Annotated in this window: 8 protein-coding genes; all 8 read left to right on the top strand. The window is 70.6% G+C overall.

Going from position 1 to position 13056, the window contains the following annotated elements; genetic code table 11:
• Positions 1–2 precede the first annotated feature (2 nt).
• Positions 3–3890: a non-ribosomal peptide synthetase gene (locus ACWC2T_RS34615; RefSeq protein WP_450674296.1), complete on the top strand. Its 3888-nt coding sequence runs from the start codon at positions 3–5 to the stop codon at positions 3888–3890.
• 91 nt (positions 3891–3981) lie between these two features.
• Entirely contained in the window at positions 3982–7803 is a 3822-nt protein-coding gene (locus ACWC2T_RS34610) for a non-ribosomal peptide synthetase (protein WP_450674295.1), read from the top strand.
• 16 nt (positions 7804–7819) lie between these two features.
• Positions 7820–8569: a thioesterase II family protein gene (locus ACWC2T_RS34605; protein ID WP_450674294.1), complete on the top strand. Its 750-nt coding sequence runs from the start codon at positions 7820–7822 to the stop codon at positions 8567–8569.
• Between the two features lie 100 nt (positions 8570–8669).
• Positions 8670–9644 carry an ATP-binding cassette domain-containing protein gene (locus tag ACWC2T_RS34600; RefSeq protein ID WP_450674293.1) on the top strand — a complete coding sequence of 325 codons (975 nt, stop codon included), beginning with the start codon at positions 8670–8672 and terminating at the stop codon, positions 9642–9644.
• On the top strand, positions 9641–10405 hold the full coding sequence (locus tag ACWC2T_RS34595; RefSeq protein WP_450674292.1) for an ABC transporter permease: 765 nt from the start codon (positions 9641–9643) through the stop codon (positions 10403–10405). The genes ACWC2T_RS34600 and ACWC2T_RS34595 overlap by 4 nt, the downstream gene beginning before the upstream one ends.
• 399 nt (positions 10406–10804) lie before the next feature.
• Complete coding sequence (locus tag ACWC2T_RS34590) at positions 10805–11065, top strand: acyl carrier protein (protein ID WP_450674291.1); 261 nt, start codon at positions 10805–10807, stop codon at positions 11063–11065.
• On the top strand, positions 11062–12312 hold the full coding sequence (locus tag ACWC2T_RS34585) for a cytochrome P450 (RefSeq protein WP_450674290.1): 1251 nt from the start codon (positions 11062–11064) through the stop codon (positions 12310–12312). Before ACWC2T_RS34590 ends, ACWC2T_RS34585 begins: the two co-directional genes overlap by 4 nt.
• Positions 12309–13046, top strand: a complete 738-nt coding sequence (locus ACWC2T_RS34580) for a thioesterase II family protein (protein WP_450674289.1) — start codon at positions 12309–12311, stop codon at positions 13044–13046. The genes ACWC2T_RS34585 and ACWC2T_RS34580 overlap by 4 nt, the downstream gene beginning before the upstream one ends.
• Positions 13047–13056: the final 10 nt, after the last annotated feature.

The raw sequence follows: 13056 nt of genomic DNA, 5'->3' as shown, positions 1-13056 counted from the left end.
CGATGATTCCGCTGTCATTCGCCCAACGCCGTATGTGGCTTCTGCACCAGCTGGAGCAGGGGGCGGCGACCTACAACATCTCGGCGGCGTTCCGGCTGACCGGGCCCCTGGACGAAGCCGCCCTCGGCGCGGCGGTCCGCGACGTGGTCGACCGGCACGAGATCCTGCGCACCCTCTACGCGACGGACGACGGCGGTGAGCCCTTCTCGCGGATCCTGCCGGCAGCGGAGGCCGACCCGCGGCTGCGGGTGGTCGAGGTGGCGCCTGAGGAACTGGCCGGCGCGATCGAGGAGGCCGTCGCCCACCGGTTCGACCTGGCCGCCGAACTCCCGCTGCGGGCCAGCCTGTTCCGCTGCTCCCCCGAGGAACACGTGCTGGTCGTGGTCGTCCACCACATCGCCTCGGACGGCAGCTCCAGCGCGCCCATGATGCGGGACCTGATCCAGGCCTACACCGCCCGCCGGGACGGCCGGGCGCCGCGGTTCGAGCCGCTGCCCGTGCAGTACAAGGAGTACGCGCAGTGGCAGCGCGAGGTGCTCGGCGACCCCTCCGACCCACAGAGCCTCGCCGCGGCGCAGATCGATCACTGGCGGGGAGAACTGTCCGGGGTGCCGCAGCCGCTGAACCTGCCGTTCGACCGCCCGCGGCCCGCGGCCGCGAACTCGCACGGCGACACCATCGGCCTCACGGTGGACGCCGAGGTGGCGGCCGGGCTGCAGAAGCTGGCCGACGAGCGCGGGGCCAGCATGTCGATGGTCCTGCAGGCCGCACTGGCGGTGCTGCTGCGCCAGCTCGGCGGCGGGGACGACGTGACCATCGGCAGCCCGATCGCCGGGCGGACCGACGAGGCGCTGGCCGACCTGATCGGGTTCTTCGTCAACACCCAGGTGCTGCGCGCCGACATGTCCGGCAACCCGGCGTTCACCGACCTGCTCGCGCAGGTGCGGGACAAGGCGCTGACGGCCTACGAGTACCAGGACGTGCCGTTCGACCTGCTGGTCGAGGCCATCAACCCCGAACGCTCCGCCGCCTACCAGCCGCTGTTCCAGGTGATGTTCGCCTGGCAGAGCTACCAGAAGCCGGACCTCGACATCCCCGGCCTGAAGGTGACGTTCGAGCAGGCCATCCCGTCTACCGCCATGGTCGACCTGTTCTTCAGCCTGACCGTGGACGAGTCGGGGGCGCTGCGGGGCGACCTGCAGTACGCGACCCAGCTGTTCGACCGGGACTCGGCCGAGGAGATCGCCGCCCGGCTGGTGCGGGTGCTTGAGCAGCTGGCCGCCGATCCGACGATGCGCATCGGGGACGTCGACGTGCTCGGCGCGGCGGAGCGCGAGCACCTGCTGACGGGGGTGAACGCCACCGGCGGCGACATCCCCGAGGCCACCCTGGTCGAGCTGTTCGAACGGCAGGCTGCCCAGCGGACCGACGCGGTCGCCGTGACCTGCGACGGCGCCACACTCACCTACGGCGAGCTGAACGCCCGGGCCAACCGGCTCGCACGGCATCTCGTCGCCCGGGGAGTGGGCCCCGAGTCCCTGGTCGGAGTCTGCCTGGAGCGCTCGGCCGAGCTGGTCGTCGCGCTGCTCGCGGTGCTCAAGGCGGGCGGCGCGTATCTGCCGATCGACCCCGACTCCCCGGCCGACCGCATCGCCTACATCGTCCAGGACGCAAGCCCGGTCCTGCTGGTCACCACCAGCACCAACGCCACCGCCCAGGACCTGGCCCACGACCTGCCCCTGGTCCACCTCGATGGGGCCGAGGCCTTCGCCGGGCAGCCGGCCGCCGACCTCACCGACGCCGAGCGCCGGGCGGTGCTGCGCCCCGGTCACCCGGCGTACGTCATCTACACCTCCGGGTCGACCGGCCGCCCCAAGGGCGTGCTGATCCCGCACCGCAACGTGGTCGGACTCTTCACCGCCACCGAGGACTTCGCCTTCGGCGCGGACGACGTGTGGACCCTCTTCCACTCCTACGCCTTCGACTTCTCGGTGTGGGAGCTGTGGGGCCCGCTGCTGTACGGCGGCCGCCTGGTCGTGGTCCCCTACGACGTCTCCCGCTCCCCGGCCGACTTCCTGAAGCTCCTCGCGCGCGAGCGGGTCACCGTCCTCAACCAGACACCCTCCGCCTTCTACCAGCTGATCCAGGCCGACGCCGAAGCGCCCGGCCAGGAACTGGCGCTGCGGTACGTGGTGTTCGGCGGCGAGGCCCTCGACCTGGGCCGCCTCGCGGAGTGGTACGCGCGCCACGCCTCGAACGCGCCGGTGCTGGTGAACATGTACGGCATCACCGAGACCACCGTGCACGTCACCCGCATCGACCTGGACGAACACTCCGCCGCCCGCTACAGGGCCAGCGTGATCGGCCCGGCCGTCCCGGGTCTGCGCGCCTACGTCCTGGATGCGAACCTCAGGCCGACGCCCACCGGAGTGACCGGGGAGCTGTATGTGGCGGGCTACGGCCAGGCCCGCGGCTACCACGGCCGGCCGGGCCTGACCGCCTCACGGTTCGTCGCCTGCCCCTACGGCGAGCCGGGTGAGCGCATGTACCGCAGCGGCGACCTGGTGCGCTGGAGCAGGAACGGCCAGCTGGAGTACGTCGGGCGAGCCGACTCCCAGGTGAAGATCCGGGGCTTCCGCATCGAGCTGGGCGAGATCGAGCACGCGCTGGCCGGACACCCGGACGTGGCGCAGGCGGTGGTCCTGGTGCGCGAGTACCAGGAGGGCGACAAGCGCCTCGTCGGCTATGCGGTGCCCGAGCCCGATGCCACGCTCGACGCCGGCGAGCTGTCGGCGTACCTGCACCAGCGGCTGCCGGACTACATGGTGCCGTCCGCGCTGATCCCGCTGGCGGAGATCCCGCTGACCTCGAACGGCAAGCTCGACCGGCGCGCACTGCCCGAGGAGGACACGAGGGCCGTGACCGGCCGGGAGCCGCGCAACGCCTACGAGGAGAAGCTGTGCGCCCTCTTCGGCGAGCTGCTCGGGCGGGAGAACGTCGGCATCGACGACGGCTTCTTCGCGCTCGGCGGGCACTCGCTGCTGGCCACCCGGCTCAGCGTCCGCATCCGCAAAGAGTTCGACATCGACATCCCCATCAGGACGATCATCAAGTACCCCACGGTGGCCGAGCTGGCCGCGCTGATGCTCGCCGGCGGCGTGCCCACCGACGACGCCGACACGTTCGCGGTCCTGCTGCCCCTGAACAGCGATCCCGGCACGGGCAAGCCGCCGGTGTGGTTCTTCCACGGAGGCGGCGGCCTGGGCTGGGCGTACTACAGCTTCGCGGCGCATCTGCAGGACCGGCCGGCCTACGCCCTGCAGTCCCGCGGCTCCGACGGCGTGGAACCGCTCGCCGCCTCCGCGGAGGAGATGATCGAGGACTACGTCACCCAGATCCTGAAGATCCAGCCGGAAGGGCCCTTCCACCTGATCGGCTGGTCCTACGGCGGCACGGTCGTCCAGGCCGTCGCGGACGCGCTCGACCGGCGCGGCCACGAGATCTCCCTGGTGGCCATCCTGGACGCCCAGCCCGGGGGACACGGCTTCAGGCAGGTACACGCCGACAAGCAGTCGTCGGACTACCGGGCGGAGCTGGAGGACGACTTCGGCCAGTACATCCGCATGGGCAACCGGCAGGGCTTCCTGGACACCATGGCGAAGGTCATGGCGAACAACACGGCCCTCATGATCGATTTCGAGTCGCCGGTCTACCGCGGCGACGTGCTGTATTTCCATGCGGCCCTGGAGGACACGTCGTACGCCCACCTGTGGCGGCCGTACGTCGGCGGTTCATTGGAGGTGCACGACCTGAACGCCACGCACCACGAGATGCACATGCCCGCACCCGTGGCCCAGTTCTTCGAGGTCGTCGGCCCCAAGCTGACATAGCGACTGGTCAGCCGCGCCCCACCGCGGTTGGAGGGACTGGCTGCACAGTGCAGCCCCATCTACTCCATGAAGATCGTGAGGGACGTACCCGATGATTCCCCTGTCGTACGCGCAACGCCGCTACTGGTTCCTGCACCAACTCGAGGGCGGAGAGACCTGGAACATGCCGTCGGCCCTGCGGCTGACCGGGCGCCTGGACCAGGCCGCACTCGTCGCGGCGTTGCGCGACGTCGTCGAGCGGCACGAGATCCTGCGCACCACGTACGTGACCGACGCCGCCGGCGAGCCGCACCAGCGGATCCTGCCGGCGGCCGAGGCACCGGTGCCGGTGCCGGTCGTCGACGTGCTGCCCGAGGACGTGGACGAGGCGATCGCCGAGGCGGTGGCGCACGAGTTCGACCTCGCGGCCGAAATCCCGTTCCGGGCCACCCTGTTGCGCTGCTCCCCCGAGGAACACGTCCTGGTCCTGGCCATCCACCACATCGCCACGGACGGCAGCTCGGGCGCACCGCTGGCCCGGGACCTCGCCGAGGCCTACGCCGCCCGCCGCGACGGCCGGGCGCCCGGCTGGGAGCCGCTGCCGGTGCAGTACAAGGACTACACGCTCTGGCAGCGCGAGGTGCTCGGCGACTTCGCCGACCCGGACAGTCTCGGCGCGGCGCAACTGGACTACTGGCGCGAGGAGCTGGCCGGGATACCGGAGCCGCTGACCCTGCCGCTGGACCGCCCGCGGTCCGCGGAGGTGTCCACCGAGGGCGGCGCCGTCGGCTTCGAGGTGCGGACGGAGGTGGCGGCCGCTCTGGAGAAGCTGGCCGCCGAGCGCGGCGTCACCATGGCGATGGTCGTGCAGGCCGCGCTGGCGGTGCTGCTGTCCAGGCTCGGCGGCGGCGAGGACGTGCCGATCGGCTCGCCGATCGCCGGGCGGACCGACGAGGCGCTGGCCGACCTGATCGGCTGCTTCGTCAACAACCTCGTGCTGCGCGTGGACCTCTCCGGCGATCCGGCCTTCACCGACCTGCTCACCCAGGTGCGTACCAAGGCACTGGCGGCCTACGAGCACCAGGACGTGCCCTTCGACGTCCTGGTCGAGTCGATCAACCCCGACCGCTCCACGGCGTACCGGCCGCTGTTCCAGGTGATGTGCGGCTGGCAGAACTTCGCCAAGCCGGTCCTCGAATTCCCCGGACTCCACGTGGAGTTCCGGCAGGCCCTCACCGCCAAGGCCATGGTCGACCTGTTCTTCAGCATGACCACGGACGAGACCGGGACGCTGTACGGCGACATCCAGTACGGGACCAAGCTGTTCGACCGGGACACCGTGGAGGCCATGGCCGCCCGGTTCGCACGCGTCCTGGAGCAGGTGGCCGCCGATCCGGCGATGCGGGTCGGTGACGTCGACGTGCTGCTCGCGGGGGAGCGGGAGCGGCTGCTCACGGAGGTCAACGACACCGCCGAGCCCACCCTGGAGGCGGGCCTGGTTCAGGCGGTGCGCCGGCAGGTACGGGCGACACCACGGGCCCTCGCCGTCATCGGCGAGGAGGAGTCCCTCACCTACCAGGAGCTGGACACCCGGTCGAACAGACTGGCGCACTGGCTGGTCGAGCGCGGTGTGCGCGCCGAGACGCTGGTCGCCGTCCGCCTGCCCCGGACCGTGAACCTGATGGTGGCGCTGCTGGCCGTGCTGAAGGCCGGCGCGGCCTATGTGCCCATCGACCCCGACCACCCGCGCGCCCGCATCGACCACATCCTCCAGCAGGCCGACCCGGCGCTGGTCCTCGACGCCGGCACGCTGGCCGGTGCGGACTGCTCGGGGTATCCGGACACGGCACCGCAGGTGTCCGTACGGCCGGAGAACACCCAGTACGTGATCTACACGTCGGGGTCGACGGGCACCCCGAAGGGCGTCACCATCCCGCGCGGCGCGGTCGCGAACTTCCTCGCCTCGGTGCGGCGGCGGTTCCCGCTGGCGCCCGGGGAGCGGATGCTGTTCAGCACGACGGTCTCGTTCGACATGGCCAACACCGAGCTGTACCTCCCCTTCGTCTGCGGCGCGACCATGGTCATGGCGCGCAAGGACACCGTCACCGACCCCTCGGCCGTGCTGGCGCTGATACGCCGCCACCAGGTCACCGCCGTACAGGCCACGCCCGGCTTCTGGCAGATGCTGCTGGCCCACGAGCCGGACGCCGCACAGGGCCTGCGCATCATCACCGGCGCCGAGGCCGTGCCGGTACGGCTGGCCCAGACCCTGGCGGAACAGGCCGCCGAAGTGGGCAACTGGTACGGCCCGACCGAGACGACGACCTGGTCGACCATGGCGCCCGTGGCGGCGGGGGCCGGGGTGGCGATCGGCACCCCGGTCGGCAACACCCAGGTGTACCTGCTCGACGCCCGGCTGCGCCCGGTCCCGCGCGGGGTGCAGGGCGAGCTGTACATCGCCGGCGACGGGCTCGCCCGCGGGTACCAGGGCCGGCCCGAGCTGACCGCGGAACGATTCGTGCCGAGCCCCTTCGGCCCCGCCGGTGCGCGGATGTACCGCACCGGAGACCTCGCGCGGTGGAACCGGAAGGGTCAGCTGGAGTACATCGCGCGCACCGACCACCAGGTGAAGGTCCGCGGTTACCGGATCGAGCTCGGGGAGATCGAGCACGTGCTCGCCGGACATCCGGGCGTGGCGCAGGCGGCGGTCGTGGTGCACGAGAACCAGGACGGCGACAAGCGCGTCCTCGGCTACGCGGTGCCCCGACCGGGCACCGAGGTCCGGGCGGAGGAGCTGACCGCGTACCTGCGCGGCCGGCTGCCCGACTACATGGTGCCGTCCGCGGTGCTGGTGCTGCCCGAACTCCCGCTGACCCCGAACGGCAAGCTCGACCGGCGGGCACTGCCGTCCGAGGTCACGACCACCGTGGCCGGCCGCGCGCCGCGCAACGCCCATGAAGAGAGGCTGTGTGCGCTCTTCGGCGAGCTGCTCGGCCGGGGGAAGGTCGGGATCGACGACGGCTTCTTCGCGCTCGGCGGGCACTCGCTGCTGGCCACCCGGCTCAGCCTGCGCATCCGCGAGGAGTTCGACGTCGTCATCCCCCTGCGGACGATCATGAAGTTCCCCACGGTGGCCGAGCTGGCCGCGCTGCTGCTCAACGGCGACACCCCCGTGGACCTCGCCGACCCGTTCGCGGTCGTCCTGCCCCTCAACAGCGACCCCGGCACCGGCAAGCCGCCGATCTGGTTCTTCCACGGTGGCGGCGGCCTCGGCTGGGCCTACTTCAGCTTCGTGCTGCACGTGCAGGACCGGCCGGCCTACGCCCTGCAGTCCCGCGGCTCCGACGGCCTCGCGCCGCTGGCGGGCTCCGTGCAGGAGATGGTCGACGACTACGTGGGCGAGATCCTGAAGATCCAGCCGGAAGGGCCCTTCCACCTGATCGGCTGGTCCTACGGCGGCACCGTCGTCCAGGCCGTCGCCGACGCGCTCGACCGGCGCGGTCACGACATCGCCCTGGTGGCCATCCTGGACTCCCAGCCCGGCGGACACGGATTCACGGAGATACACGCCGGCAAGCAGGTGTCGGAGTACCGGGACGAACTCGAGGACTACTTCGGCCGGTACATCGACACCGGCAACAAACAACAGTTCCTGGACACCATGTCGAAGGTCCTCGCCAACAACATGCGCCGCATGATGGATTTCGAATCGCCGGTCTACCGCGGCGACGTGGTGTTCTTCAACGCCACGCAGCAGGACGAGACCTACGCGCATCTGTGGCGGCCCTACGTCCTCGGCGCCATCGAAGTGCACGACGTACGCGCCGTGCACCACGAAATGCACATGCCCGCACCCGTGGCCGAGGTCTTCGAGGTCATCAACGCCAAGCTGGCCCGGCGACCGGACCACGCGGTCGCGGAGAACATCGCATGAAGCACCGGACGAAAGAATGGAGTTGGTCAGGGTGACAGCACCCGGCACATCCGCGGCACACGGGGAACAGACCACGCTGCTGTGCGTGCCGTTCGCGGGAGCGGGTCCCTCGTTCTTCCACCCGTGGCGGGAGCTGGCCGCCGGCCGGTGGCGTGTGACCTCGGTCGAACTGCCCGGCAGGGAACGGCGGATCCTGGAGACGCCGTACCGCAACGTCGTCGAGGCGGCCAAGGGATCGATCGACGACATCGTCGCGGACCTCGGTGCGGGGACACGGACCGTGCTGTTCGGGCACAGCCTGGGCGCGGTGCTCGCCTACGAGCTGGTGCACCTGCTCAAGCACCGCGACGTGCACGTCGAGCGGCTGGTCGTCAGTGGCTCGCCGGGACCGTGGACCCAGCGCGAGCGGCGGGCGGCGGGCCTGCCGGACGAGGAGTTCCTCGCCAGGGTCGAGGAGTTCGCCGGGTTCCGGCACGAGGCCCTCGACCACCCGGAGATGCGTGAGCTGATCCTGCCCGCGCTGCAGGCCGACTGCGAGATGCACGAGGCCTACGTCCCGAGCACCGACGAACCGGTGTCGGTGCCGATCTGCTCGCTGCGCGGCGACCACGACGGCCTGGTCACCGCGGAGGAGGCCCGGCAGTGGCAGGCCGCGACCACGGCGGAATTCAGCTACGCCGAGTTCCCGGGCGATCACATGTACCTGGTCGACCACGGCCGCGAGGTGCTGGACGTGATCGAAGCGGAGTCCGCCCGCGGCCGCTGACCAAGCGCTGGCCGCCGACCGGACGCGCGGCTGTGACCAGGCAAGACGGGGTCAAGCGCCGTGACAGGGCAGTGACAGGGCCGGAGAGGAAAGTGGAAGCATGAGAAGTTCAGCGATTGCAGTTTCAGGACTGCGCAAGGCATACGGCGACAAGGTCGTGCTCGACGGCATCGACTTCGATGTCGCCGCGGGGTCGATCTTCTCCCTGCTCGGTCCGAACGGGGCCGGCAAGACGACGACGGTGAACATCCTGACCACGCTGATGACGGCCGACGCCGGAACGGTGCAGGTCGCCGGGCACGACGTGGTCACCGCGACCAAGCAGGTCCGCGCGGCCATCGGCGTGACCGGCCAGTTCGCCGCGGTGGACGAGCTGCTGTCGGGCCGGGAGAACCTGCGCCTGGTGGCGGACCTGAAGCGCGTGCGCGCGGCCGGCGAGCTGGTCACGCGGCTGCTGGAGCGGTTCGACCTGGTGGAGTCGGCGGACAAGATGGCCGCGACCTACTCCGGCGGTATGCGCCGCAAGCTGGACCTGGCCATGACGCTGGTCGGCAACCCCCAGGTCATCTTCCTGGACGAGCCGACGACGGGTCTGGACCCGCGCAGCCGGCGCACGATGTGGCAGATCGTCCGCGAGCTGGTGGCGGAGGGCACCACCATCTTCCTGACCACCCAGTACCTGGAGGAGGCCGACCAGCTCGCCGACCGGATCGCGGTGCTCAACCAGGGCCGCCTGGTCGCCCAGGGCACCCCCGAGGAGCTCAAGCGCCAGATCCCCGGCACCCACGCCCGGTTCCGCTTCGCCGACATCCACGAACTCGACACGGCGGCCCGGGTGCTGCCCGGGTCCACGCGGGACGACGAGGAGCTGACCCTGCGGGTGCCCAACGACGGTGAGCCGAGGTCGCTGCTGGCCCTGCTGAGCCGGCTCGACGAACACGCCGTCAACGCCCGGGAGTTCTCGGTGCACACACCGGACCTCGACGACGTCTTCCTCGCCCTGACCGACAACACGGCCGGCGGCAGCGCGAACACCGAGCACACGATCAAGGAGAAGGAGGCGGTCGCACCGTGAGCAGTGTCTCGACCTCGTTCGGCGACGCGGCGATCATGATGCGCCGCAACTACAAGCACACGACCCGGAATCCGGTCACCGTGTTCAACGCGGTCCTGTTCCCGATCGTGATGATGCTCATGTTCGTCTACGTGTTCGGCGGTGCCTTCAAGGTCCAGGGCAAGTACGTCGACTACGCGGTGCCGGGTCTGCTCGTGATGGCCATCACCTACGGGCTGGGGCCGACCGCGGCGGCCGTGAACAGCGACATGACGACGGGCATCACCAACCGCTTCAAGGCCATGGACGTCTCGCACGGCGCCGTGCTGTTCGGTCACGTCGTCTCCACGACGCTGCGCGCCCTGATCGCCGACGCGGCCATCATCGGCGTCGGCTTCGCGATGGGGTTCCGTCCGCACGCGAGCTTCCCGCAGTGGCTCGGCGCGATCGGCGTCATGCTGTTCCTCGGGTTCGCGACCAGCTGGCTCACGGTCGCCATGGGCCTGGGCGCGAAGACCGTGGAGTCCGCGGGCATGGCCACCGTGCCGCTGATCATGCTGCCGTTCCTGAGCAGCGCGTTCGTCCCGGCGGACACGATGGGCACCGGCGTGCGGCAGTTCGCCGAGTACCAGCCCTTCACCCCGATCATCGAGACGCTGCGCGGCCTGCTGTCCGGCAGCGCACCCTCGACCGGCCACGTCGTCGCCGCCGTCGCCTGGTGCGCCGGGCTGACGGTCGTCGGCTACGTGTGGGCGGTCGCCAACTTCAAGAAGCGGGTGTGACCTCGCCCCACCGCTCCCCATCCCCTCCCCGGCCGCCTCGGCGAACTCCCCTTCGCCGTGGCGGCCCGTTGCGTTCCCCGCGCCCCCCGGACGCCCCCACGTCATTCCCCCGCATTCCACCGGGCCTCTAACGTCGTTGCACCGAGCCGCTGTCGAATGGCCCTGTCCGCTCGCCGTGTCGCTCTCAACCCGACCGCCGGCGCAGCACGGGACACCACCAACCCGGTGTGAACGGACGCGAATGCACGCCACACTCAATTCGGCCATTCAAAGAATTTGTCTCGCCGGCGGGACAGCGCATCCGGCCCCAGTGGTCGTCATGGCGATGGCGGTCCGGACCCCGGACCGAAAACGACGCGAGCGGGCATTCCCGGTCGGCGGAGGAAGGAAAGACTGGCAATGGAACGTCAAGCCGCGCCGTCGAGCGCACCGGTGTCACTGGGGCAGGAAATCGCGGACTTGTGGGCCGAATACCTCGACTGCGAGATCGGTCCGCAGGACGACTTCTTCGCGCTCGGCGGCAATTCGCTGTCCGGCATCAAGATCATCGAGCGGGTGGAGCAGGACTACGGCGTCAAGCTGTCCGTGCGCGACTTCTACCTGGCGCAGACCCCGGCCCGGGTCGCCGAGCTGATCGAGCAGGGGAGGGCGGCGGCGTGAGGCTGACGCCGGGTCCCGGGCGCGACGTCGACCTCGACAGCGTCGACCTGTTCGACCTGGACCTGTACACCTCGGGCGATCCGCATCCGGTCTGGGACGTGATGCGGGCGAAGGCGCCCCTGCACCACCAAGTCCTCCCGGACGGCCGGGAGTTCTGGTCGGTGACCCGCCACGAGGACGTCTGCCGCGTGCTCGGCGACCACCGGGAGTTCACCTCCGAGCGCGGCACGACACCCACCCACGTCGGGGTGGACGACCCCGCGGCCGGCAAGCTGCTGACGTCCACCGACCCGCCGCGGCACACCGAGGTCAGAAGGCCCCTCGGCTCCAAGCTCACGGCCCGGGCGGTGAAGTCCTGGGAGGACTCGATCCGCGGCACGATCCGGCGCTTCCTGGAGCCGGCCCTCGACGGTGAGACCTTCGACCTGGCCGAGCGGGCGCTGCTCCTGCCGGCGATGGTCACGGGCCCGCTGCTCGGCATCCCGGCGAAGGACTGGGAGGAACTCGTCCAGCTGACCGCGATGGTGACGGCTCCCGCGGACCCGCACTTCATGGTCGGCCACGAGGCCGCGACGCTGGCCATCTCCCACCACGAGCTGGTCAACTACGTCACCGAGTGGGTCAAGCGGCGGCGGGCGACCGGTGGCGAGGACGACACCCTGCTCGCCCACCTCATGAGCGTCCGCCCGGGCGGCGCGCCGCTGAGCGACGAGGAGATCGCCCTCGACGGCTACAGCATTCTGCTGGGCGCCAACGTGACGACGCCGCACACCGTCTCGGGCACGGTGCAGGCGCTCATCGAGCGGCCCGAGCAGTTCGAGAAGGCGCAGGCCGACCCGACGCTGATCCCGAACCTGGTCGAGGAGGGGCTGCGCTGGACCTCGGCCGCGTGCAACTTCATGCGGTACGCGGTGGACGACGTGCAGATCGCCGGGGGCACGATCCCGGCCCGTGCGGCGGTCGTCGCGTGGATCGGATCGGCCAACCGGGACGCGTCCCAGTTCGCCGACCCGCACACGTTCGACATCACGCGCAGCAACGCCAAGCGGCACGTCGCGTTCGGGTTCGGGCCGCACTTCTGCATCGGCGCACCGCTGGCGCGGCTCACCCTGCGCATCTTCTTCGAGGAACTGCTCGAGCGCTTCGGATCGATCGAGCTCGCCGGCGAACCGCAGCACCTGCGGTCGTACTTCATCGCCGGGATGACCCACCTGCCCATCGTCGCCCAGAAACGAAAGACGTCATGACATCCGGCTCCACCACCGCCCTGTCGCCGTGGTTCGTCCGGCCGCCGTCCACCGGCCACCCCGCCCGGATCTTCTGCTTCCCCTTCTCCGGGTCCGGGGCCTCGGCCTTCAGCGCCTGGCCGGCCGCGCTCGACGACGTCGAGGTCTGCCCGGTGCAGTTCCCCGGCCGGGAGAACCGGCTGGGCCATCCGCACTACGGCACCTACGAGAACCTCGCCGCCGGCCTGGTCGAATCCCTGGCACCGCTGCTCGACCGGCCGTACGCGTTCTTCGCGCACTGCGCGGGTGCGCTGCCCGCGTACGAGACCGTGCTGAGGCTCGCCGAGCTCGGCCTGCCCACGCCGGACTGTCTGTTCGTGTCGGGCCAGCCGGCCCCGCACGACGCCGCGCGCGACCGGATGCTCACCATGACCGAGCCCGAACTGCGCGCCGAGGTCGAGGCGTTCGTCCGCAGCCGGGGGATCGAGCCGCGGCCGGACATGATCGATCTCGGCCTCATGGTGTTGCTGCGCGATCACGCGGCCGCGGGTGCGTACCGGCGTACCGAGCCGGTCGCGGTGGACTGCCCCATCGTCGTACTGCACTGGCGGGACGACCCGGACGTGACCCTCGCCGACCTCCAGGGGTGGCGCCAGTACGCGGACTCGGTCGAATTCCGGGTGGTCGACGGCGGTCACTACGACTTCATGGACGCGCCGGACGAGCTGCGGAAGTTGCTGACCCGTTGGCTGTGAACGCAAGCCA

Source organism: Streptomyces sp. NPDC001393 (assembly GCF_053597455.1).
The sequence above is the reverse complement of the archived record's forward strand: the minus strand, read 5'-3'. Positions and strand labels throughout refer to the sequence as shown.